Origin of the sequence: Rhizobium sp. WYCCWR 11146 (assembly GCF_013591995.1) — a bacterium.
Taxonomy (GTDB): Bacteria; Pseudomonadota; Alphaproteobacteria; order Rhizobiales; family Rhizobiaceae; genus Rhizobium; species Rhizobium indicum.
Genome location: NZ_JACCEY010000022.1, coordinates 54055 through 78204, shown reverse-complemented (window position 1 = coordinate 78204; position 24150 = coordinate 54055). Strand labels below are relative to the sequence as shown.

At 60.4% G+C, this 24150-nt stretch carries 19 protein-coding genes and 1 pseudogene; 15 read left to right on the top strand and 5 right to left on the bottom strand.

Features of this window, described 5'->3' with window-relative positions; genetic code table 11:
- Nucleotides 1-8 precede the first annotated feature (8 nt).
- On the bottom strand, nucleotides 9-728 hold the full coding sequence (locus HX899_RS16455) for a GntR family transcriptional regulator (protein ID WP_138388954.1): 720 nt from the start codon (nucleotides 726-728) through the stop codon (nucleotides 9-11).
- Nucleotides 729-871: 143 nt separating this feature from the next.
- Here HX899_RS16455 and araD point away from each other — a divergent pair, with 143 nt between their 5' ends.
- The 7 genes from araD (at nucleotide 872) to HX899_RS16420 (ending at nucleotide 9879) form a co-directional block, all read left to right on the top strand.
- Nucleotides 872-2608, top strand: coding sequence for an L-arabinonate dehydratase (gene araD / locus HX899_RS16450; RefSeq protein WP_138333034.1), 1737 nt, complete (start codon nucleotides 872-874; stop codon nucleotides 2606-2608).
- Nucleotides 2609-2617: 9 nt separating this feature from the next.
- Nucleotides 2618-3808, top strand: a complete 1191-nt coding sequence (locus tag HX899_RS16445) for an L-talarate/galactarate dehydratase (RefSeq protein ID WP_138388953.1) — start codon at nucleotides 2618-2620, stop codon at nucleotides 3806-3808.
- 20 nt (nucleotides 3809-3828) lie between these two features.
- Nucleotides 3829-4539: a ribonuclease activity regulator RraA gene (locus tag HX899_RS16440; RefSeq protein WP_138333031.1), complete on the top strand. Its 711-nt coding sequence runs from the start codon at nucleotides 3829-3831 to the stop codon at nucleotides 4537-4539.
- 60 nt (nucleotides 4540-4599) lie between these two features.
- Nucleotides 4600-6117, top strand: a complete 1518-nt coding sequence (locus HX899_RS16435) for an aldehyde dehydrogenase (NADP(+)) (protein ID WP_181292845.1) — start codon at nucleotides 4600-4602, stop codon at nucleotides 6115-6117.
- A 17-nt stretch (nucleotides 6118-6134) separates the two neighbouring features.
- Nucleotides 6135-7040 (top strand): 5-dehydro-4-deoxyglucarate dehydratase, encoded by a 906-nt coding sequence (locus HX899_RS16430; protein WP_024321445.1) that lies wholly within the window; start codon nucleotides 6135-6137, stop codon nucleotides 7038-7040.
- Between the two features lie 186 nt (nucleotides 7041-7226).
- On the top strand, nucleotides 7227-8747 hold the full coding sequence (locus tag HX899_RS16425; protein WP_012755645.1) for an ABC transporter substrate-binding protein: 1521 nt from the start codon (nucleotides 7227-7229) through the stop codon (nucleotides 8745-8747).
- Nucleotides 8748-8817: 70 nt separating this feature from the next.
- Complete coding sequence (locus HX899_RS16420; RefSeq protein ID WP_138333027.1) at nucleotides 8818-9879, top strand: Ldh family oxidoreductase; 1062 nt, start codon at nucleotides 8818-8820, stop codon at nucleotides 9877-9879.
- Nucleotides 9880-9938: 59 nt separating this feature from the next.
- On the opposite strand, the gene HX899_RS16415 is transcribed toward HX899_RS16420, so the two are convergent.
- The gene (locus HX899_RS16415) at nucleotides 9939-11705 is read right to left on the bottom strand and encodes an SLC13 family permease (protein ID WP_028742472.1); all 1767 of its coding nucleotides are present in this window, start codon (nucleotides 11703-11705) and stop codon (nucleotides 9939-9941) included.
- A gap of 177 nt (nucleotides 11706-11882) precedes the next feature.
- On the opposite strand from HX899_RS16415, the gene ligD reads away from it, so the two are divergent.
- Nucleotides 11883-14528, top strand: a complete 2646-nt coding sequence (gene ligD / locus HX899_RS16410) for a DNA ligase D (protein WP_181292844.1) — start codon at nucleotides 11883-11885, stop codon at nucleotides 14526-14528.
- A 345-nt stretch (nucleotides 14529-14873) separates the two neighbouring features.
- On the opposite strand, the gene HX899_RS16405 is transcribed toward ligD, so the two are convergent.
- On the bottom strand, nucleotides 14874-15428 hold the full coding sequence (locus HX899_RS16405; protein WP_138333022.1) for an isoprenylcysteine carboxylmethyltransferase family protein: 555 nt from the start codon (nucleotides 15426-15428) through the stop codon (nucleotides 14874-14876).
- 213 nt (nucleotides 15429-15641) lie between these two features.
- Between HX899_RS16405 and HX899_RS16400 the strand changes: the two genes are divergently transcribed.
- Both HX899_RS16400 and HX899_RS16395 read left to right on the top strand, forming a co-directional pair.
- Nucleotides 15642-16520 carry an alpha/beta fold hydrolase gene (locus HX899_RS16400; RefSeq protein ID WP_181292843.1) on the top strand — a complete coding sequence of 293 codons (879 nt, stop codon included), beginning with the start codon at nucleotides 15642-15644 and terminating at the stop codon, nucleotides 16518-16520.
- A gap of 321 nt (nucleotides 16521-16841) precedes the next feature.
- Nucleotides 16842-17321 carry a hypothetical protein gene (locus tag HX899_RS16395; protein ID WP_181292842.1) on the top strand — a complete coding sequence of 160 codons (480 nt, stop codon included), beginning with the start codon at nucleotides 16842-16844 and terminating at the stop codon, nucleotides 17319-17321.
- A gap of 183 nt (nucleotides 17322-17504) precedes the next feature.
- On the opposite strand, the gene HX899_RS16390 is transcribed toward HX899_RS16395, so the two are convergent.
- Together HX899_RS16390 and HX899_RS35110 are read right to left on the bottom strand one after the other, a co-directional pair.
- The gene (locus HX899_RS16390) at nucleotides 17505-18140 is read right to left on the bottom strand and encodes a hypothetical protein (RefSeq protein ID WP_138389001.1); all 636 of its coding nucleotides are present in this window, start codon (nucleotides 18138-18140) and stop codon (nucleotides 17505-17507) included.
- Nucleotides 18141-18213: 73 nt separating this feature from the next.
- Nucleotides 18214-18387: pseudogene (locus tag HX899_RS35110) on the bottom strand (PRC-barrel domain containing protein); the annotation flags it as partial.
- A 309-nt stretch (nucleotides 18388-18696) separates the two neighbouring features.
- On the opposite strand from HX899_RS35110, the gene HX899_RS16385 reads away from it, so the two are divergent.
- The 5 genes from HX899_RS16385 (at nucleotide 18697) to HX899_RS16365 (ending at nucleotide 24136) form a co-directional block, all read left to right on the top strand.
- Nucleotides 18697-19425, top strand: a complete 729-nt coding sequence (locus HX899_RS16385; RefSeq protein WP_138333017.1) for a FadR/GntR family transcriptional regulator — start codon at nucleotides 18697-18699, stop codon at nucleotides 19423-19425.
- A 21-nt stretch (nucleotides 19426-19446) separates the two neighbouring features.
- Nucleotides 19447-20433: a D-erythronate dehydrogenase gene (gene denD, locus HX899_RS16380; RefSeq protein WP_138388947.1), complete on the top strand. Its 987-nt coding sequence runs from the start codon at nucleotides 19447-19449 to the stop codon at nucleotides 20431-20433.
- Nucleotides 20434-20599: 166 nt separating this feature from the next.
- Nucleotides 20600-21667: an ABC transporter ATP-binding protein gene (locus tag HX899_RS16375; RefSeq protein ID WP_138333013.1), complete on the top strand. Its 1068-nt coding sequence runs from the start codon at nucleotides 20600-20602 to the stop codon at nucleotides 21665-21667.
- A 148-nt stretch (nucleotides 21668-21815) separates the two neighbouring features.
- Nucleotides 21816-23120 (top strand): ABC transporter substrate-binding protein, encoded by a 1305-nt coding sequence (locus HX899_RS16370; protein ID WP_138333012.1) that lies wholly within the window; start codon nucleotides 21816-21818, stop codon nucleotides 23118-23120.
- An 83-nt stretch (nucleotides 23121-23203) separates the two neighbouring features.
- A complete protein-coding gene (locus HX899_RS16365) occupies nucleotides 23204-24136 on the top strand; it encodes a carbohydrate ABC transporter permease (RefSeq protein ID WP_003550789.1) in 933 nt (310 codons plus the stop codon).
- Nucleotides 24137-24150 lie beyond the last annotated feature (14 nt).

Below are 24150 nucleotides of genomic sequence, written 5' to 3'. Positions count from 1 at the left end.
CGGCCGGTTCAGACGAAGTAATCCGGGAACTCCTTCCTGAGCTCTTCGACTTTTGCGACGGTCTGGCTGAGATGCTCACGGATCGCGTCGACGGCACCCTGTTCGTCGCGGGCGGCAATTGCGTCGATGATGGCGTGGTGACCCTCGAGGATGCTCATGATCTTGCCCTTTTCGGGCAGATGCAGACGACGAATGCGCTCGAGATGGCCGGACCGCTCGCGAACCAGCTGATGCAGGCTGCTGCGCTTGGCGCCTGCGAACAATGTCTGGTGAAAGAGCTCGTCGAGCTCCTGGAAGATCGCGATCTGATCGGCGTCGTCGGCGACCGCCGACTGCATTTTGATGATCGAGCGGGCGCGGGTGATGACGCTTGGATCCGGATCCGGATCGGTCGCGAGGCGGCGGCAGACTTCCGATTCCAGCGCGACGCGAAGGAAATGCGCCTCGTAAATTTGCAGCACGTCGATCCTGGTCACCACAGTGCGGGACTGCGGATAAATGCGAACCAGACCCTCCTGTTTGAGAAGCTGCAATGCGTCACGAATGGGAGTCTGGCTGACTTCATAAGTCTCGGTGAGCTCGGTGCGCGACAGCGTGGTGTCTGGCGGCAGCTGAATGGTGATGATGCGCTTTCGCAGATCATCATAGACCCGCTGGACCGTACTGCCGGCGACGACCGGAAAGCCGGGCGCAGTCAGGCCGAATGTGGAGGCGAACTGGGAATTCATGTGAGGCGTCCTTTTCGATTCCATTCATAGCTTTGCACGACCTAATGCACAAGAATGCAAACTTTCCATTGATATATATGTCAAACTAAAATATCAGTTGGTGCAAACGCTGAGATAAGCAAGCGAAAAGGTGGGAGAAAGCCGTGACCGCGAAGAAAACCTACGAGCAATTGCGGTCCGCCCGATGGATGCTGCCGGATGATCAGCGCTCGTTCGGCCACCGGTCGCGGACCATGCAGATGGGTTACGCGCCGGAGGATTGGCAGGGGAAGCCGATCATTGCCGTGATCAACACCTGGTCCGATGCGCAGCCGTGCCACATGCATTTCCGCGAACGCGCCGAATGGGTGAAGCGCGGAATTCTTCAGTCGGGCGGGTTCCCCATGGAACTGCCCGCTCTTTCCCTTTCCGAAAACTTCGTCAAGCCGACCACGATGCTCTATCGCAATATGCTGGCGATGGAGACCGAGGAACTGCTGCGGAGCCATCCTGTCGATGGCGCCGTTCTGATGGGTGGCTGCGACAAGACGACACCGGGCCTGGTCATGGGCGCAGTCAGCATGGGCATTCCCTTCGTCTATCTCCCTGCCGGCCCGATGCTGCGCGGCAACTATGCCGGCAAGACGCTGGGCTCCGGTACCGACGGCTTCAAATACTGGGACGAGCGGCGTGCCGGCACGATCACCCAGGAGGAGTGGCAGGGCATAGAAGGCGGGATCGCCCGCAGTTACGGCCATTGCATGACCATGGGCACGGCGTCGACGATGACGGCGATCGCCGAGGCTATGGGGTTGACGCTGCCGGGCGCATCCTCGATCCCCGCGGCCGACGCCAACCATCAGCGCATGTCGGCGGCCTGTGGCCGCCGCATCGTCGACATGGTGTGGGAGGATCTGACGCCGGATCAGATCATCACTCCGGCGGCCGTCGACAACGCAGTCACGGTCGCCATGGCGACCGGCTGCTCCACCAATGCCATCATTCACCTGATTGCCATGGCCCGCCGCGCCGGTGTCCCGTTGGAGCTCGATGATCTCGATCGCATCGGTCGCACGACGCCGGTTCTCGCCAACATCCGGCCTTCTGGTTCGACCTATCTGATGGAGGATTTCTTTTATGCAGGGGGCCTGCGCGCCCTGATGAAGCAGCTCGGCGACAAACTGGATCCCACCGCGATTACCGTGACGGGAAAACCCTTGTTGGATGGTCTCGACCAGGTGAAGATCTACAATGACGACGTTATCCGGCCATTGTCGAACCCGGTCTATCACGAAGGTTCGCTGGCCGTGCTCAAGGGGAACCTCTGTCCCGATGGCGCGGTTATCAAACCAGCGGCCTGCGACCCGAAATTCCATCGCCATTGCGGCCCGGCGCTGGTCGCCGACAGTTATGCGGAGATGAAGAAGATCATCGATGATCCCGACTATCCATTAACGCCGGACACGGTTCTCGTGCTCCGCAACGCCGGCCCCCAGGGTGGGCCGGGCATGCCGGAATGGGGCATGATCCCGATGCCGAAGGCGCTGTTGAAGCTCGGCTTGCGCGACATGGTACGCATCTCGGACGCCCGCATGTCCGGAACCAGTTTCGGTGCCTGCGTGCTGCATGTCGCACCGGAATCTTATGTTGGCGGGCCTCTGGCGCTGCTGAGAACAGGGGACATGGTCGAGCTTGATATTCCGGCACGCAGCCTCAATATGCTGGTTTCCGAAGAAGAGATCACAGCGCGGCGGGCCGCCTGGGTGGCGCCGACGCGGCATTACGAGCGCGGTTACGGCTTCATGTTCTCCGGCCATATCGAGCAGGCCGACAAAGGCTGCGACTTTGATTTCCTGACCACGGAATTCGGTGGCAAGACGCCGGAACCGGCAATCAACTGAGGCACCACGATGTTTGATCCCGATCGACGTACGATTCCCGCACAGCCTCCGAAGGCTGGCTTCGCTGCCGGTCCGTCCAAGCTGGACGCTATCCGATCGGTCACCCTGTCGCTCGTTTACCTGCCGTTGGCGCGGCCGATCAGCGATGCCAAGGTGTTGACGGGCCGGCAGAAGCCGCTGACGCAGGTGGCCTTTCTGTTTTGCGAGATCGTCTCCGAGGCTGGCCATAATGGGCTCGGTTTCAGTTACTCGAAGCGGGCAGGCGGACCTGCCCTTTATGCACATGCCTGCGAGCTTGCCGACAACCTGATTGGCGAAGATCCCAACGATACCGCGCGCATTTGGGACAAGCTCTGCTGGGCCGGGGCCTCGGTCGGCCGCTCCGGCATTGCAACCCAGGCAATCGCCGCCATCGACATCTGCCTCTGGGACCTGAAGGCGAAACGCGCCGGCCTGCCGCTCGCAAAACTGCTTGGCGCCCATCGCGACAGTGTCGCCTGCTACAACACCTCCGGCGGCTTCCTGTCATCGACTGTCGAGGAAATCCGCGATGCCATCGATCACTCGATCGCCTCCGGTATCGGCGGCATCAAGATCAAGGTCGGGCAGCCGGACCCGATGATCGACCTTCGCCGGCTCGATGCGGTGACCAGCCATATCGATGGCCGTGTCCCGCTGATGGTCGATGCAAACCAGCAATGGGACCGCACCACGGCCTTGCGTTTCGGCCGGCTGGTCGAACCGCTCAACCTCGAATGGATCGAAGAGCCGCTCGATGCCTATGACGCCGAGGGCCATGCGGCGCTGGCGCGCGAACTTGCCACGCCGATCGCCACCGGCGAAATGCTGGCAAGCGCCGACGAGCACATGGCGCTGATCCGGGCCGATGCGGTCGACTTCATTCAGCCGGATGCGCCGCGTGTCGGCGGCATCACACCCTTTTTGCGCATCTGCACACACGCCGAGGCGAAACGCATGCGCCTGGCGCCGCATTTCGCCATGGAAATCCATCTGCACCTGGCGGCTGCCTATGCGCATGAGCCGTGGGTAGAGCATTTCGATTGGCTGGCGCCGCTGTTCAACGAACAACTCGAAATCAAGGACGGCCGGATGATCGTGCCGGCTCGTCCGGGGCTTGGTTGCAGCCTGGCGGGCAAAGCCCGCGACTGGACCGTGGAAACCCGCAGTTTCGGCGTCTGAATGAGAACGAGGAGAGAAACATGAACCCCGCAACCCGTGAAAAGCTGATGGGTGTCTCCGTCGCGACGCTCTGTTCAGCGCTGTTCAAGCGTGGCCTGAGAAACCAGACGGTCCAGGATGTTCGGCCGGTGCAGCCGAAGGGCCGCAATATGGTCGGACCGGCCTTTACGCTGCGCTACATGCCGGCGCGCGAGGACCGCAATGCAATGAACGTCTTTCGGAACCCGAAACATCCGCAACGGCTTGCTATCGAGACGTGCCCGGAAGGCTCTGTTATGGTGATGGACAGCCGCAAGGATCCGCGTGCAGCCTCTGCCGGCGACATCCTGATTACCCGCCTGATGATGCGCGGCGGCGCCGGCGTCGTCACCGATGGCGGCTTCCGGGACGCCATGACGATCGGCGGCCTCGATATCCCCGCCTATCACCATCGTCCCTCCAGCCCGACGAACCTGACGCTGCATGAGGCAATCGACATCAATGTGCCGATAGGCTGTGGCGATGTGGCGGTCTTCCCGGGCGACATCATGGTTGGCGACGATGACAGCGTGATCGTCATCCCTGCGGAGATTGCCGACGAGATCGCCGATGAAGCGGTGGAGATGACCGCTTACGAGGATTTCGTGACGGAACGCGTCAAGCAAGGTCACACGATCATTGGCCTCTACCCGGCCACCGACGAAAGCAATCTGACGCTTTTTGCCGAATGGCGGAAGGTGAATGGCCGCTAAGGCGGCGCATCTTGAACAACGGAATCAGGACGGAGCAAGGCTCCGCCGAGGAGAATAACAATGAGCTGGACCCCTTCAGGCAAGCATTTCATCGCCGGCGAATGGATTGCCGGAACGACGACATTTCGGTCAGAGCCGGCGCATGGGCAGGCACGTGACTTCGCTGTCGGCACAACGGAACTGGTCGACCGCGCCAGCCGCGCCGCCGAAGCTGCTTTTGCAGCATTTTCGGCAACGACACGCGAGGAGCGCGCCACTTTCCTCGAGGCAATCGCCGAGGAGATCGACAAGCGCGGCGAGGCCGTCACCCTCATCGGAACGCAGGAAACCGGGCTTCCGGAGGGCCGGCTCAACGGCGAACGCGCTCGCACCACCGGCCAACTCAAACTGTTTGCCGACCATATCCGCAAGGGCGCGCATCTCGACGCTCGGATCGATGCGGCCCAACCCGATCGGCAGCCGGCGCCGCGGCCCGAGATCCGTCTGGTGCAGCGGCCGATCGGCCCGGTCGCCGTCTTCGGCGCTTCGAATTTTCCGCTGGCATTCTCGACGGCCGGCGGCGATACGGCAGCCGCGCTTGCCGCGGGCTGCCCGGTCGTGGTGAAGGGACATTCAGCCCATCCCGGCACAGGTGAGATCATTGCCGAGGCGATTGCAGCCGCTATCGAGCGCACCGGAATGCCGGCCGGCGTCTTCAGCCTGATCCAGGGTGGCCGTCGTGATGTCGGAACGGCGCTGGTGACGCATCCGGCCATCAAAGCCGTTGGCTTTACCGGCTCGCTTGCCGGCGGAAGGGCGCTCTTCGACCTTTGCGCCCAGCGCCCTGAGCCGATCCCCTTTTTCGGGGAACTCGGCAGCGTTAATCCGATGTTCCTGCTGCCGGCCGCCACCGCTGCCCGGGCAGAGGCGATCGGTTCAGGCTGGGCCGGTTCCCTGACGCTTGGTGCCGGCCAGTTCTGCACCAAACCCGGTATCGCCGTCGTCGTCGACGGGCCGGAGGCAGACAAGTTCACCAGTGCCGCCAAGGCGGCTCTTGAAAAGGTGGCGCCGCAGACGATGCTGACCAAAGGCATCGCCACGGCCTATCACGAAGGTGTCGAGCGCATGCGGGCAAGCAATGCCGTCGCGCCGGTTCTCGCGGCACAGAGCGACGGCCGCGAAGCAACGCCAAACCTGTTCGAGACCAACGGCTCGGCCTGGCTTGCCGATCACTCGCTCAGCGAAGAAGTATTCGGTCCTCTCGGCCTCGTCGTGCGCGTCGGCTCACCTGAAAAGTTGCTCACCCTTGCCGAAAGCTTTCAGGGACAGCTGACTGCAACGATCCATATGGACGACGCCGATCTGGGCCTTGCCCGCGACCTGCTGCCAATCCTCGAACGGAAGGCGGGCAGAGTGCTGGTCAATGGCTTCCCAACCGGCGTCGAGGTTGTCGATTCCATGGTGCATGGCGGACCCTACCCGGCCTCGACCAACTTCGGCGCGACCAGCGTCGGGACCATGTCGATCCGCAGGTTTTTGCGCCCCGTTGCCTACCAGAATTTCCCCGCCGACCTGTTGCCGCAAGACCTGCGCAACTGAAACCGAGGAGTGCCAAATTGATTGCCCCGACGGAACTTCGCGAGATCATTCGCAACGGCCTGCTGTCTTTTCCCGTCACTCCTTTCGATGCCGAGGACCGGTTTGCCGCCAAGCCGTTTTCAGCGCATCTGGAATGGCTGTCATCCTACCCCGTTGCCGGCCTGATCGTTGCCGGCGGCACCGGTGAGCTGTTCTCGCTGACGCCGGGTGAGGTGGTTGAGGTGGTAAAGGCCGCCCGCGCCGTGTCCGGCGATGCACCTGTTATTGCCGGATGCGGCTACGGCACGCGTATTGCCTGCGACATGGCGCGCGAGATCGAGGCGGCCGGTGGCGACGGCATTCTTCTGCTGCCGCATTACCTGACCGAGGCGCCGGCAGATGGCATTGCCGCGCGTGTACGGGCCGTTTGCAAGGCCACCAATATGGGCGTTATCGTTTATAATCGTGGCCAGGCGCGGGTTTCGGCCGAGCAGCTTGCTCAGCTTGCCGACGAATGCCCGAATCTGATCGGCTTCAAGGATGGAACCGGTGACATCGATACGGTGCGCCGTGTCACGATCGCGCTCGGCGACCGCCTTTCCTATATCGGCGGCATGCCGACACACGAACTGTTTGCCCAGGCCTATCGCGGAGCCGGCATGCCGACCTATTCCTCCGCAGTCTTCAATTTCGTGCCTGAAACGGCATTGAAATTCCACAAGGCATTCCTTGCCGGTGACGACGCAGCCTGTGAACAGATGCTGCGCGATTTCTACTATCCCTTTGCCCGTATTCGCGATCGCAAAGCCGGTTATGCGGTATCCGCGGTCAAGGCAGGCGTGCGCTTGCGCGGCTTTGAGGCGGGACCGGTGCGGGCGCCGCTGACGGATCTCACTGACGAGGAAGTCGAGATGATGCGCGAACTGATTGCCTCGGCCCGGTAAAAATGAAGGGTTCCAGACACGGTTGAGGGCTCCGTGCTTCGGAGCGCCTGAGTTGAAGGCCGTCGTTAACTAGTATATTAGTGCACTTGTTCTTTGTAAAACGATGAGGAGATGGATGCCGGAGCACCGGAAACGGGACGCAGATTCACTGTGAGGAGCGCCAAAGGCGCATGGGAGGAGAACGAAATGAAACTGCATTTGTTAGCTGCCTGCTTTTCAACAACGGTGCTCGCGCTGAGCGGCGGTACGGCGCACGCTCAGGATGCCAAGAGCAACGTCACTGTTGTGCTTGCCGAAACCGTCGATGTCGTCGAACCCTGTATGGCAGCGCGCCAGGACGTCGGCCGGGTCATTTCCGAAAACGTCAACGAGATGCTGGTGGAATTCGACTACGTCAATGGCGGCCTCAAGCCCCGCCTGGCGACGGAATGGTCGAAGATCGATGACGACACCTGGGAGTTTAAGCTGCGTCCGAATGTCAAATGGCACGATGGCAAGCCGTTCACCGCCAAGGATGTCCAATTCACCATCGAGCGCAACAAGAATAAGAAGCTCAGCTGTGAGACCGGCGGCAAATATTTCGGCGGCACGGAGTTCAGCTTCGAAACGCCCGATGCCAACACGATCCGGATTACGACAAAACCGGCGCAGCCGATTCTTCCGCTTCTGATGACGGTGATGGCTGTGGAATCGGCCGAGGCGACACCAGCCGACGAATTCACCCGCAAGCCGATTGGCACCGGCCCTTATACGTTTGACAAATGGGAAATCGGCCAGTCAATCGTGCTGAAACGCAATCCGGAATATTGGGGGGAGAAACCCCAGGTGGAACAGGCGACCTATCTGTTCCGCTCCGACAGCGCCGTTGCTGCCGCCATGGTCGATGCCGGCGAAGCCGATATCGTTCCGGCGGTATCCGTACAGGATGCCACCAACAAGGAAACCGATTTCGCCTACCCGAATTCGGAGACGACATCGCTGCGCATCGATACGCGCGCAGCACCCCTTAACGACCGGCGCATCCGCGAAGCGATGAACCTCGCTATCGATCGTCAGGCGATGCTCGGAACGTTGTTCCCCGAACAGGCGAAGATCGCGACACAGCTCGTCGTGCCGACCACGATCGGCTACAATGCCGATATCCCCGCTTGGCCCTATGATCCCGAAAAAGCAAAGGAACTGGTCGCAGCAGCGAAAGCGGACGGCGTCCCGGTCGATCGTGAGATCCGCATCATCGGTCGCAATGGGCAATATCCCAATGCCACCGAAGCGATGGAAGCGATGATGGCGATGCTTCAGGAAGTCGGCTTGAACGTAAAGCTCGACATGTATGACGTGTCCGTGTGGAACGGCTACTTCGTTGCACCCTTTGTCGCCGATTCTGGTCCGACGCTGACCCAATCGCAGCACGACAACGCGACCGGCGACCCCGTCTTCACCGCATTCGTGAAATACGCGACCGACGGTTCCCACTCCATGGTTCGCGATCCCGCCGTCGACGCGCTGATCGCCAAGGCGACGTCTGCCACCGGCGACGAGCGCACAAAACTCTGGAAGGAGCTGTTCGCCAAGGTGAACACCGAAATCATCGCCGACATCCCGATGTTTCACATGGTCGGTTTCACCCGCGTCTCGCCGCGTCTCGACTTCAAGCCGACGATCGCGACGAATTCCGAACTGCAGCTGTCGCAGATCCGCTTCAAGTAAGCCGGTATGCTGCACTTAACCACGGGCCGCCGCGAACAGCGGCCCGTGTTTTCCATGACGTGAGGGAGAAATGCCGATGCCCCTGATTGACCGCATTGCCCTGACTCAATTCGCAAAGCAGATATTGACCCGCGCCGGCATGGAGGCCGACAAGGCCGAAACGACTGCCACCGTCCTGGTGGAAGGCGACATGATCGGCCACGAAACCCATGGCGTCAGTCTTTTGAACTGGTATGTCGAGGCGTTGGAAGACGGCTCGCTGGCAAAGTCCGGCAGCTATGAGGTCGTCAATGACCGCGGCGCAGCCTTTGTTTGGGACGGCAAATCCCTGCCGGGCGCATGGCTGCTGACAAAGGCGATCGAGCAGGCCTGCGAACGGGTCGGCGATCATGGCGTCGTCACCGCCGCGATCCGCAACTGCCACCATACCTGCGCGCTTTCAGCCTTCATGCGGCAGGTGACCGAACGGGGCCTCATCGTACAGCTGTCGGTCTCGCATCCCGCGGCGAGCCGCGTTGCGCCCTATGGCGGCACGAAGCCGCTCCTGACACCCAATCCGATGGCTGCCGGCTTCCCGACGTCTAAGGATCCGATCCTGATCGACGTCTCGGCCTCGATCACCACCACGACCATGACGCAAAACTTGGCGAAGGCCGGCAAGAAATTTCCTGAGGCCTGGGCTTTCACCGCCGCAGGCGAGCCGACCGATGATCCGCGCGAGGTGACGGAACGGGGCGGGACAATGATGCCTCTTGGCGGTCAGCTGAAGGGACACAAGGGTTTTGGGCTCGGGCTGATCGTCGAATTGCTGGGGCAGGGGCTTTCCGGCAAAGGACGGGCCAACACGCCGTCCGGTGTGTTTTCGCAAAGCGCTTTCCTTCAGGTCATCGATCCCGCCTTTTTCGCCGGGCTGGACGCCTTTACGGCGCAGTCTGATTTTCTCGCCGCTGCATGCCGCAGCAATCCTCCGGCGCCCTGGAACAATGGCCCCGTTCGCATGCCGGGCGACAATGCGGCGCGAAGGCGCCGCGCGGCGTTGGAAGAGGGCGTGCCGGTCGGCGATGCAACTTGGGCGAAGCTTTGCAAACATGCCGAGATCCTAGGCTTGCCTATTCCCGACGTCGCCGCGTGAGGAACACATCTGCTTCAAACCTTCTTGTCGGTCGCCGCAATGCCCGGTGTCAGTTGTAATCAAATCGGCCAAACCAGCAATAGGATCGGCACACTGACGATCACCACAATGAGCGAGAGCGGCAGACCCAGTCGGGCGTAGTCACCAAATCGATATCCGCCCGGTCCCATCACGAGCGTGTTGCATTGGTGTCCGATGGGCGTGAGGAAGTCGCAGCCGGCTCCAATTGCCACCGCCATCAGAAAGGCATCGGGCCTGAAGCCCAGCTTCTCGGCAAAGGTCGCGGCGATCGGGGCCATGACCAGAACCGTCGCTGCGTTGTTCAAAAACGGGGTTACGGCCATGGCCGCAACCAGGATCAGAGCCAAGGCACCGAAGGGCGGGAGCATTTCGGCGGTTCGCGAGAGGAGGTCCGCGATGATGTCGGTGGTTCCTGTGGTCCTGAGCGAGTCGCTGATCGGAATGAGAGCGGCCAGCATGATCAGAATGGGCGCATCGAGATGCTGATAAACTTCCCGCAAAGGAACGGATCCGGTGACCACCATCAGAAAAGCGGCGGCGAAAAACGCTGTCGCGACGGGAATGCCCCCGAAAGCTGTCGCCCCCATCGTTGCCATCAGGATAATGACGGGGATCATGCCATTGCGGGCGTTGCCGAGCTTCATATCTCGTTCGACCAGCGGCAAACATCCCCATTCGCGTAGAAGATCCGGTAGTTTCTGCAAGTCGCCCTGTAAGACCACGACGTCGCCATTGCGGATCTTGATCTCGCCCAGGCGCTCGGTGAAGCGCCTGTCGCGGCGGCTGACGGCAAGAAGGTTGAGCCCGGTATTGTGGAAGAGAGAAACGTCTTTTGCGCTGACGCCGATCAATCGGGAATGTTCGCCAACGATAGCTTCAACAGAACTGATGTCTTGGCGTGTCTCAGGCTCGTGTTTACGGTCGGACAGTTGAAGCTTGGCTTCACTGACGATCTTGTCGAGGGCGCTCTGCTCCCCCTCTATAATAAGAAGGTCGCCATCCTTAAGCACCGTGTCGGGAAGGGGCGTTCGTCTTTGGCCGTTGCCACCGATAATCGCAGTCACCATCGCATCGCCGCCCGCCGGCTTCTGTAGCCAGCTGACGGACCGCCCGATTGCCCCTGATGGCGTGGTGACCTTGGCCTCGGTCGTGTAGTTTTTGATCGCCACCGCCTCATCCATCGACGTTTCGACCCGTGATCTTTCAGGCAGCAGCTTGTAGAACAGCGCCAGAAAGACAACGCCGGCGACCGAGAGCGCCAGGCCGACAGGCGTATAGTCAAACATCATGAACGGCTGCCCGGTGATCTCCTCGCGCACCCGGGAAACGATGATGTTTGGCGATGTGCCGATCTGCGTCATAAGCCCTCCGAGCAGAGAGGCGAAAGACATCGGCATCAGGAACATCGACGGTGATACGCGTGATTTCCGGGCCATTTGCACAGCGACCGGGATCATGATCGCCAGCGCACCAATGTTTTTAATGAAAGCCGACAGGGCTGCGACAATGGCAACCAGAATGATCAGCTGCATCCGTGGCCCGCGTCGTTCGGGAGAAAATCTGCGCAAGGCGACATCCATAATCCCCGATCTGGATATCGCCGCACTGACGATGAGCGCGCTGCCAACGATGATAACAATGTCATCGGAAAAGCCGGAAAAAGCATTTTTGGCAGGGACGATGCCGACAATGATTGCAGCGAGAAGGGAGCTTACGGCGACTATATCGTATCGATAACGCCCCCACAGGAACGCGCCCATCATCAGCGCGATGATGAGAAGAGAAAGCCATTGATCAGCGCGCATGTTTGCATCCCGGTGGTGGCAATTAACGTTTCAAACAAGAGAACGATGCGACAAGGTGGTGAAATTTTTTCTCGTCTATCCCAGCCGTTTTGTCCGCTGACGGCTGGAGGAGTACTCTGATGGAACTTCCAGCCGCCAGGCGGCATTTCGCTGTCGGGGTTGCTTTCGGGAACGACCATGGCCAGTGACAAACTATCGACCTATCGGTCGAAGCGCGACTTTAAAAAAACGGATGAGCCAAGCGGCGAAAAACGCCTCGCGCGCAGCAATCGCCGTCGCTTCGTGATCCAGAAACATGATGCCACCCGGCTGCACTACGATCTGCGGCTCGAGTTGGATGGCGTCTTCAAATCCTGGGCGGTCACCAAAGGCCCGTCTCACGACCCGCACGACAAGCGGCTGGCAGTTGAGGTCGAGGATCATCCGCTCGACTATGGCGACTTCGAAGGCACTATTCCTAAAGGTCAGTATGGCGGCGGGACGGTCATGCTCTGGGATCGGGGCTATTGGGAACCGGAAGGAAATAAGAGCCCCGAGCAGGCACTCGCCAAGGGTGACTTCAAGTTCACCTTGGAAGGCAAACGCCTGCACGGCAGCTTCGTGCTGGTGCGCATGCGCAATGATCGCAACGGCGGCAACCGGACAAATTGGCTGCTCATCAAACACCATGATGAGTTCTCCGTCGAAAACAATGGCGAAGCGATCCTCGAGGAGAACAACACCTCTGTCGCCTCCGGCCGAACCATGGAGATGATTGCCGCCGGCAAGGGACGAAAGCCCAAGCCTTTCATGATTCAGGATGGCGACGTTCAGGCTGATGCCGTCTGGGACAGCAACCACGGACTGGCTGCCGAAGAGCGAAAAGAGAACGTCGGAGGCGGTCGGAAATCGAAACCAGTCACAAAGGTCGATCTGCCGGATTTCATTGCGCCGCAGCTCTGCCGGACACTGGAACGCCCTCCGGCCGGCACCGGCTGGCTTCACGAGATCAAGTTCGACGGTTACCGGATCCAGATGCGAGTGCTGGATAGCGAGGCGACGCTGAAGACCAGGAAAGGGCTCGACTGGACGGCAAAATATCCCGAGATCGCCGAGGCGGCATCGACGCTGCCCGATGCGATCATCGACGGCGAGATCTGCGCCCTGGACGATAATGGCGTTCCTGATTTCGCTGCCCTGCAGGCGGCCCTTTCGGAAGGCAAGACCGGCGAGCTCGTCTATTTCGCCTTCGATCTTCTCTATGAGGGTGGCGAGGACTTGCGATCTCTGCCGCTCATCGAGCGCAAGACGCGGCTTCAAAGCCTACTCTCCGACGCCGGCAATGATCCGCGCATCCGCTTCGTCGAGCATTTCGACACCGGCGGTGATGCAGTTCTCCGGTCTGCCTGCAAACTCTCACTGGAAGGCATCGTCTCGAAAGAGGCGGATGCACCCTATCAATCCGGCCGTACCGAAAGCTGGGCGAAGTCGAAATGCCGCGCCGGCCACGAGGTGGTGATCGGCGCTTATGCCAAAACCAACGGGAAGTTCCGATCCCTGCTGGTCGGCGTCTATCACGGTGACCACTTCGTCTATGTCGGCCGCGTCGGTACGGGATATGGCGTAAAGAAAGTGGAAACGCTGCTGCCGAAGTTGAAAGCGCTCGAGACGGCAAAATCACCATTCACCGGCATTGGTGCGCCGAAGAAGGAGGCCGAGGTCACCTGGCTGAAGCCCGAGCTCGTGGCGGAAATCGAATTCGCGGGCTGGACCGCCGACGGCATTGTCCGGCAGGCGGCCTTCAAGGGACTGCGGGAAGACAAGCCGGCCAAAGAGGTCAAGGCCGAACGGCCAGCAAAGCCCTCGCAAACTGACGTGCCGCAGCCGGCGGTGGAGGCGAAGGCCAAACCCGTCCGCCGAAAAAGCGCCAAGGCCGAGGTCATGGGGGTGCTGATCTCCAACCCGGACAAGCCGCTATGGCCGGATGCCAATGACCGCAAACCCGTCACCAAGGAGGAACTGGCCCGCTATTACGAAGCCGTCGGCTCCTGGCTGATCGAGCACATCAAGGGACGGCCATGTTCGATCATCCGTACGCCCGACGGGATCGGCGGCGAGCAGTTTTTTCAGCGTCATGCGATGCCCGGCACCTCGAACCTTCTCGAACTGGTCAAGGTCTTCGGCGATAAAAAGCCCTACCTGCAAATCGACCGGGTCGAAGGCTTGGCTGCCGTCGCGCAGATCGGCGCCGTCGAGCTGCATCCCTGGAATTGCGAACCGCGTCAGCCTGAGGTGCCCGGCCGGCTCGTCTTCGACCTTGATCCAGGTCCGGACGTGCCATTCTCCGCGGTCGTTTCGGCAGCCCGCGAAATGCGGGACCGTCTCGACGCGCTGGGTCTGATCAGCTTTTGCAAGACGACCGGCGGCAAGGGTCTGCACGTCGTCACTCCGCTTGCGGTCAACAAGCGCAAGCCGCTTTCGTGGGCTGAAGCGAAGGGTTTTGCGCACGATGTCTGCCAGCAGATGGCGCGCGACAATCCCGATCTCTATCTCATCAAGATGACGAAGAGCCTGCGGAACGGCCGGATCTTCCTCGACTATCTGCGCAATGACCGCATGGCGACGGCGGTTGCACCTTTGTCGCCGCGCGCCCGATCGGGAGCCACCGTCTCAATGCCGCTCAGCTGGACGCAGGTCAAATCAGATCTGGACCCCAAGCGCTTCACCATCCGCACCGTTCCTGCGCTTCTGGCGAAATCGTCGGCCTGGGAAGACTATTGCGACGGCCAACGGCCACTGGAACAGGCGATCAAGCGCCTTGCCAAGGCTCGGGTCACGGCTTGATTGAGGGGCTTACCGCGGACCGGTTCGAGGTGATAGTTAGCCCAAACCGGAATTGCTTTGGGAGTTCGGGTCCCGCCCGGCGATCCACCGTGGGGACAGCCGGGCCAGGCGTCGGATTAATGCCGTGGTGTTGAAGTTGGATTTGTTGCAGGCAACGACACTCGCCTGGCCACGATCGACAGTTTCCGTGGAGCAGTCCGAAAAGTCCATCGGTCGGAGGCTTTCGACGCTGATTGCTGTATCGCATCGTCGAGAGGTCAGTCGCCTATCGGGCCGCTGCCTCGTGGTACTACTTCATCGCGTCTGACGCGGTTCCACCATGCGTACCCTCCCTCGGAGGCGGGTTTACCGCCAATCGAACCACGGTGTCAGCAAGCCCGTCTTGCGCCGATAGGCTTCATATTCGGATGCCAGCGGTGATAGGGAGAACTTCCTCTCCTCATTGCGGGCTGCAATCACGTAGACAACCGTAAAAAATAAGACCGGCAGGATCGACCATATCGACCAAGATGCCAGCGCCCACCCCGACCAGAAGAGCAGGTAGGACGTGTAAAAAGGGTGCCGCAGGTAGCGATAGGGACCGTCGGTGACAAGACTATCTGGATGATCGAGGGTGAACACAAAGCGCAACCTGGCCTCTCGCGACGCCGACACCGCCCACCAGAACAAGCCCGCCGACCCGATTTCAAATCCCAGTCCTACTACCTGTACCCACAGCATCTGCGTCTCGGACCAAACCAGGTACAGGAAAAACGCCGTCGTCGCGATGACGCCGACGGTGATCAGCTTTGCTCCGGCTTCCATCTTCGGTGAGTTGAAGTGGCCTCGCAACGACCACGCGTAGGACCCGACGATAGTCAGGCTGGTGATCGAAATAATGAAGTCCAGAAGAAATTGCATCTCGATACCCAGCTTGAAAGGTTGGTTACAATTGCTGCTGCGACAGACCTAACCCGTATAAAACGCCAAGGCAAATGATTGATGTATGATACGTAACCGCACCGAAACGTGTCGTGATTGCACGGCCTGGTTTAGATCTGGTTTACGATGATCATGCACCTGCCGTAGATATTTTTGTGCAAGATTTTGGCTGCGCTTTAGGGGTCGCAGCTTATGGACGTATTTCACTGTACAATCGACACCAGCCACGGCGCTGTACGCATCAGTGACACTATCGATGGCGCTGCACCACTGGTTATGATACACGGTTCCGGCAGCTCACGGACGGTCTTTTCACGGCAACTACACAGCCATTTGTCCCGGAATTGGCGTCTGATTGCGCTCGATCTTCCGGGACATGGCGAATCGAGCGACGCTCGAGATCCGCAGTCAACTTACACTGTCACCGGTCTTGCCGACTGCATAGGAGAGGTGGCAGCCCGCCTGGGGCTTCATCGCTTTCCCGTGCTCGGATGGTCGCTTGGCGGTCACGTCGCGATTGAGATGGCGGGCAGCGGCAACGGCATTTCGGGCCTGATGTTGTGCGGCACGCCACCGGTCCCCAGCGGTCTCCTCGGAATGCTGCGGGGATTCCATCCATCATTTGATGTTCTTCTGGCATCAAAAGAGAACTTTACGTCGCGTGACGTGGAGCGGTTTCAGTCTCTTTGCTTTGGAGACACGAGCAACCCCTCCTTTCGCGATGCTATAGCGCGCGCAGACGGGAGACTAAGGAGCGTTTTTTCTCGCGCAATGTTGCGGGGGCAGGGGGTGGATCAGCGCCGCACCGTCGAACAGGCAGATATACCCATTGCTTTTGTGAATGGATTTTATGACCCCTTTGTCAAACTCAGCTATTTTTCGGGCCTGAACATCCAGTTGCTCTTCGAAGGCAAAGCGCATGTAGTGGAAGGTGCTGGCCACGCGCCTTTCTGGGAAAGGCCGGAGAGCTTCAACTCGATGCTCGACCGGTTCCTGAACACAGTCGCCGCTCATGAAGCCAATACCGGTCTGAAAGACCATCACTTTCTTTCGAACAGATCAGTGTTCTAAGAGCGATCCGCAGAGATGCGGTTCCTGTGCTTACAGTTTCCGAAACAGTCGCGGGAAGATCGACGAGTGGCTCGAAAGACGACACAGGATCTTTCAGGGCAGATAATCGGATCTCAATGCGAGGGATGTGGCTCGCCATTCGCCGCGGCCACGAGCTCGTACTGCAAACGACGTAGTTTCCATCGGTCGTTAGACAATATTTGACGTCTAAGTTCATTGTGCGACGGTCATGGTCGGGCAACCGTCATTGCCTTTCCCGCAGACCGATCCCGCCCTATCATTCAGAGGCACCTGCATGAAATCCAGGGAGATGGGAGAGCGATGCGGAATTGTTTAGGCCTGCTAGCTGCAGGAGTCTCTCTCCTCCAGCTATGCTCCTTCGCCAACGCACAGGCACCGAATGCCCTGGAGAGGGCCATCGGAGATGCGCAGCCATGCAGGTCGTTGAAGACCAAGGTATCGAGCTTCGGCATCGGTGTGGAGGTAGGCGTCGACAAGCTCGATTCCGTGAAGATCGAAAACCTGCAATTGTCGGTGAATGGCAGCACCGCGGAGGCGAGCGCCCGCGGCACGCTTGCTTGCAAGACCTCGGACGAAGCGCTGGTAGAAGGAGGGTTTTCAGCGACCGCTGAGGTTCGGCTGAAGGTCGACCTTACGACCTGCAAGATGACCGAGACCTCCATCGAGATCGTGAAGACCGGTGGCAGGTTCGGCGACATCGTCAAAGGACTTGAGACTGAAATCTCTGGCGCCCTCCGGCGAAGTCTGGAGAAGAACTTGGCCAAGCTTTGCGAGAAGTGATCAGCGGATCGACACCGTTAGACAGAGTTGCGGATTGAAGCCGCCGAAAAGTGTCTCCAGCCTTAGAACGAAGGACATCGGTGAGACGAGGGATGGAGTCACGCATTGTGTGCCCGGTCGCCGAAATGCCTTCGGCGACTATTGGGAAGGGATCGAAGACTGCGTTGCAGAGGTTCCGCCGCCTTAGCGGAGCAACCCATCGCGACTGAACTCTTCCCAGCCGAGAGGTTTCGAACGTGACGCATCGTCGGGGGCGGCATCAGGCTTGGAAGGGGTCTTGGCCTTGGTCTTCAGCGAACGCGTCAACTTCGCTTTCAAGGCTGCCCGTCGTCGTTTCTCGGCCGTAGCTTCAGCATCCTCTTCGCGCCAGACTGTCACCAGGTCTTGGTCGAGGATGTCCTCCACCACGCGCGGGTCGAATACGTGGAAGGTAATTTTCCTCGCCCGCCCACGCAGCTTCACCGTGCGGGTTCCTGCACTGGGCAATCGCCCGTCGCTGAGCCAGCGATGTCTCTCGGTAGTAGAGATCGTCAGGATATCCTGGATTTCACGGGGGATCACAGGCAGGCTTTCGATGTCTTCGAGCGCGTTGGAAACGACTGACGAAGCAGCACGGAACGCACTCTTCGCCGTTTCAGCCATCGCCAATGTCAGAGCACCCGCCTCGATTTCGAGCGACTTTCTCACCGCCAAAGGCAGACGTGCGCGAATTTCCAGCAGAATCCCCTTCGCGCGAACGGATGATCCGAGCGTGGCTGCGGTCGATAGGGGCCACTCCTTGATCAGCTCCGCATCGTCGGTGGTCTTGGGTTTTGCCATGTACGAGTAGATGGACCTTCCGCTCTGCAGCGTCAACGACTACGCCAGGACGGAAGGCATCATATGATTACGCTCAGTCGCGGTACACGGGCATCTGCTTGAGCTCGTCCTTGGTCCAGCTCGTAAAGGCATGAACGTCGCCGTCTTCATCGCGCATGAACTCAAGATCCAAGATCGGAACTGCAACAGGCTTCGCGCCGATACCCAGAAAGCCTCCGACGTCGATGACCGCGGAGCCGCCGGCGCCCGCGCACCGTTCCGGCCTGCTGTCAAAATCTTCCGCCTGGGAAGATTACAGTGACGGCAAGCGTCCGCTGGAACAGGCGATCAAGCTCCTCGGGAAAGTCTCCAAAGTGGCTTGAGCGTTATCGGACTACAGTCCGTCCGGCACTGTGATCAGCTGGTTTTCTCGGCGTGCTGATATTGCCATTCACAAAACTGCTCCAAATAACGGTTGGGTAGATCGCGTGCCATCATGCGTTGACAATCCTCTTTTGCTCAGGTCTACTGGTCCACTTACCGGACCAGTAGACCTGAGCGTGGGGAGGAAAAAGCAATGGACGTTCGAGCGATGCTCGAAGACGACGTTGCGGCGCTCGGTGGAGCGCCGAAGAAGTCGATAAAAGACTTCGTCGTCCAGAAGATTGCGACCTTCATCGCCACCGGCATCCTCAAAGCCGGCGACCCGCTGCCCAGCGAACGGGAGCTCGCCTCCGCACTCTCGGTCAGCCGCGAGACCGTCCGTGGGGCGATCCTGATCCTTTCCACCCATGGGATTCTCTCGGTTGTGCACGGAACGCGCACAGTGGTGGCATCGGAGGACGTCGGCGAATTGGCCGTCCAGGCTGCGCGGTATCGCGACATCGCGGCCTACAGTCTCGACAATGTTCATGAGGCCCGGCTTCTTATCGAAGCACAGGTCGTCAGGGCTGCCGCGCTCAAGATGGAGCCTTCAACTTTTGATTATCTCCGCAAGTCGATCGCAGCGCAGGAGGCCGCCTGTGACGATCCTGTTCGTTTTTTGATATGTGACCGGGAATTTCACACCGCTATCTACCGTTCCAGCGGCAACGCGGTGCTGGCTGATATGGCCGCCGACCTCTATTCCTATCTTCTGAGCCACCGAAGGCGCGTCGTATCGCAGCCCGGGAGTATCGCCACGAGCATCGCCGATCACCGGTTGATCCTCGCTGGTTTGGAGACGCGGGACCCGGATGCCGCGGCCGCGGCCTTCGCAATCCACGAAACCCGTATTTATACGACGACCAAGTTACTCTTCTCGTAGTTCGCAGGGAGGCGAAACACGATGCATATTCTCATTATCGGGGCGGGAGGAATGATCGGCCGGAAGCTCGCCGCCACACTGGGGCGCAGCGGGTCACTCGGCGGCGATACAATCACGCGCATGACGCTTGTGGATGTAACGCCTCCGCCTGTGCCCGCCGACGTCTCCGTGCCGGCGGAAGCGCTGGCTGCCGATATTTCCGAAAGCGGCGCAGCGGAAGCCCTGGCGGCTCGCCGGGCCGACGTGATCTTCCATCTCGCCGCGATCGTTTCCGGTGAAGCCGAGCGCAATTTCGACCTCGGCTACAAGGTCAATCTCGACGGCACGCGATTGCTGTTGGAAGCGATCCGCCGGGAAGGAAGCCGCCAAGCCTATGTTCCCCGGTTCGTATTCTCCTCGTCGATCGCGGTCTATGGCTCGCCGTTTCCCGATCCGATTCCCGATGATTATGTGCTCGCACCTCTCACCAGCTACGGAGTCCAGAAGGCGATTTCCGAGCTTCTGCTTGCCGACTATTCGCGGCGCGGTTTTATCGACGGCGTCGGAATTCGGTTGCCGACCATCGTGATCCGGCCGGGTGCGCCGAATGCCGCCGCATCGGGATTCTTTTCCGGAATCCTGCGTGAACCGCTTGCAGGCCAGCGGGCCGTTCTTCCGGTCGAAGAAACGGTCAAGCACTGGTTGGCAAGCCCGCGTTCCGCCATCAAGTTCCTGATCCATGCTGCGACGCTCGACACGGCGGCGCTGGGTGTCCGGCGCACGCTCACCATGCCGGGCGTCGCCGCTACCGTTGCCGACCAGATTGCCGCCTTGCGGCGTGCTGCCGGTTCCGAGGCGGCGGAGTTGATCGATCGTCGCCGCGACGAGGTCATTGAGGGGATCGTCGCCGGATGGCCGAAGTCCTTTACGCCCGAACGCGCGACGCAACTGGGTTTCGTCGCCGAAACCACGGTGGACGAGTTGATCGAGGTCTACCTCGCCGAAGACGCTCCGGGTGCGTCCGGATGAGGTTGAGCTGGGCTGAAACCGCCCCATAGGAGGAGAGTACCGCCCGGGCACACCCGCATATGCGGGATTGCGGCGGCAGAAGGACTTGAGAAGATAGGGCCGCCGGCAAGATATACGAAAATACGAATACATAGCATGTAGCGCTCGATTTCTGGGAGGAGTGGGTATGGCAGGCGTTCAATTCGCGGATGTGCGGAAATCATTCGGAGCATTTCCGGTGATCAAAGGCGTGGATATCGACATTGCCGACGGGGAGTTCGTGATCCTGGTCGGCCCGTCGGGTTGTGGAAAATCCACTCTTCTGCGGATGCTGGCGGGACTTGAGAATATTTCCGGCGGCGAGATCAAGATCGGCGGGCGCGTGGTCAACACGCTGCCGCCCAAGGACCGCGACATCGCCATGGTGTTCCAGAACTATGCGCTCTATCCGCATATGACGGTACAGGAGAACATGGGTTTCTCGCTGATGCTGAACAAGGCGCCGAAGGCGGAAGCCGAGAAGCGGGTGAAATATGCCGCCGGCATCCTCGGTCTCGACAAATTGCTCGACCGCTATCCGCGCCAGCTTTCCGGCGGCCAGCGCCAGCGTGTCGCCATGGGGCGGGCGATCGTCCGCGATCCGGAAGTCTTCCTGTTCGACGAACCGCTATCCAACCTCGATGCGAAGCTGCGCGTCGCCATGCGCGCCGAAATCAAGGAACTGCACCAGCGGCTGAAAACGACGACGGTCTACGTCACCCATGACCAGATCGAGGCCATGACCATGGCCGACAAGATCGTGGTCATGCATGACGGCGTTGTCGAGCAGATCGGCACGCCGCTCGAGCTTTACGATAAGCCGGCCAATCTCTTCGTTGGCGGGTTCATCGGCTCGCCGGCGATGAACATGATCAAGGGCAGGCTCGACCCCGAAAACCCGACAAGTTTCAAGGCGCCGGACGGCACGGCGCTGCCGGTTGCCAATCCGCCTGCCGACGCCCTGGGGCGCGACCTCGTCTACGGGCTTCGCCCGGAATACATCCTGCTCGATGCCAATGGCCTGCCCGGTGAAATCGTGGTGATCGAGCCGACCGGCTACGAGACGCATCTTATTCTCAGGCTCGGCGGCAGCGATCTCAGCTGCGTCTTCCGCGAACGCGTCAGCGCGCGGCCGGGCGAGACCCTGCGCGTTGCGATCGACGCCGCGCATGTTCATCTCTTCGATGCCGAGAGCGGCCGGAGATTGACCGACTGACGCCGTCCGGCGGCTGCGCGGGGCGGAGGAGCCCCCGTCGCCCGCAGGCCGGCAGCACCCCGTTTCGGGGATGCAAGGACCGTCGTTCACCAAGCGGGAGGTGAATGGCGGGGAGTTCGCGCCCGCTTTTTTGAAGAGGAGGAATATCATGAGGTTTAAGAGACGTGACTTTCTTGCCGCCTCGGCTGCCGTTGCCGGCGCCGCTGGCCTCGGCATTCGGCCATCCCTCGCGCAGGCTGAACCGACCTACACGCCGGAAAGCGGCGCCAGCCTGCGGCTGCTGCGCTGGACACCTTTCGTCAAGGGCGACGAGGAGGCATGGCTTGCCAACACAAAGAAGTTCACCGAAGCGACCGGCGTCGAGGTGCGCATCGACAAGGAAAGCTGGGAAGATATCCGCCCGAAGGCTGCCGTCGCGGCCAATGTCGGCTCCGGCCCGGACCTCATCATGTGCTGGTTCGATGACGCTCACCAGTATCCCGACAAGCTGGTCGACCTGACCGAACTCGCCAACTATCTCGGCAACAAATATGGCGGCTGGTATGACGGTGTGAAGGGCTATGCCGCGCGCGGCGACACCTTCATCGCCATGCCGCTGGCGGCAATCGGCAATGCGGTGGTCTATCGCGACACTCACGTGAAAGCAGCCGGCTTCAGCGAGTTCCCCAAAGACACGGCAGGCTTCCTCGAGCTTTGCAAGGCGATGAAAGCCAAGGGCACGCCGGCCGGCTTCCCGCACGGCAAGGCCGTCGGCGACGGCAACAACTACGCCCATTGGCTGCTTTGGAGCCATGGCGGCAAGATGGTCGACGAAGGCGGCAAGGTGACGATCAACAGCCCGGAAACGCTGGCGTCGATCAACTACGCCAAGGAGCTCTATGCGACCTTCATTCCAGGCACGGAAAGCTGGCAGGACGTCAACAACAACCGCGCCTTCCTCGCGGGCCAGGTGTCGCTGATCGCCAACGGCGTCTCGGTCTATTACACGGCCAAGAACGACCCGAAGCTCGCCGAGATCGCCAAGGACATCCGCACGACGAATTTCCCCGTCGGCCCGGTTGGCCAGAGCGTCGAGCTTTTCCAGACGAGCTCACTGCTTCTCTTCAAGCATACGAAGTATCCGGAGGCGGCGAAGGCCTACATCAAGTTCATGATGGAAGCCGACCAGATGAATGCCTGGATCCAGGGCTCAAGCGCCTATTGCTGCCAGCCGCTCAAGGCTTTCGCCAAGAACCCGATCTGGACATCCGATCCGATCCACGCGCCTTATGCACGTGCTTCGGAAAAGCTGCGTCCGAACGGCTATGCCGGCCCACTCGGTTATGCCTCGGCAGCGACCATGGCCGATTACGTTCTGGTCGACATGTATGCGGCCGCCGTCACCGGCCAGATGTCGCCCGAGGATGCGATGAAGGAAGCTGAACGGCGGGCAAACCGCTACTATCGCGTCTGAGCCGCGCTTCAAAACAAGCGGCATGCCGGCTTCGGCATGCCGCAAAGTCCTCTGGGAGTTCAAGTGCAATCTGGGAGATAGCAATGTCGATGGTGAATTCGGAGGATAGACGCGGGCCGATCTCTTCGCTCCTGCAGAACAACAATGTGCTGGGCTTCCTGTTCATGTTGCCGGCGGCGGTGTTCCTCGTCTGCTTTCTCACCTATCCGCTGGGGCTCGGCGTCTGGCTCGGCTTCACCGATACGAGGATCGGCCGCGACGGCATCTTCATCGGGCTGGAGAACTACCAGTTCCTGATGGACGACAGCGTCTTCTGGCTGTCGGTCTTCAACACCATTCTCTATACCTCCGTTGCCTCGGTGCTGAAATTCGCGCTCGGCCTCTGGCTGGCGATGCTGCTCAATCAGCACCTGCCGTTCAAGTCCTTCTTCCGGGCCATCGTGCTGCTTCCCTGGGTGGTGCCGACGGTGCTTTCGGCGCTGGCCTTCTGGTGGATCTACGATTCCCAATTTTCGATCATCTCCTGGTCGCTGATGCAGCTCGGGCTGATCAGCGGACCGATCAACTTCCTCGGCGACCCGATCAATGCGCGCATATCCGTCATCGTCGCCAATGTCTGGCGCGGCATTCCCTTCGTGGCGATCTCGCTGCTTGCGGGGCTGCAGACGATTCCGGCGTCGCTGCAGGAGGCCGCTTCGCTCGACGGCGCCACGAGCTGGCAGCGTTTCCGCTACGTGACGCTGCCGATGCTGACGCCGATCATCGCCGTGGTGATGACCTTCTCGGTGCTCTTCACCTTCACGGACTTCCAGCTCATCTACGTGCTGACCAAGGGCGGACCCGTCAATGCGACACATCTGATGGCGACGCTATCGTTCCAGCGCGGCATTCCAGGCGGTCAGCTCGGTGAAGGTGCGGCGATCGCAGTCGCCATGGTGCCCTTCCTGCTCGGCGCCATCATGTTCAGCTTCTTCGGGCTGCAACGGCGCAAATGGCAACAGGGCGGCCAGGATTAAGGCCAGGGTTAGAG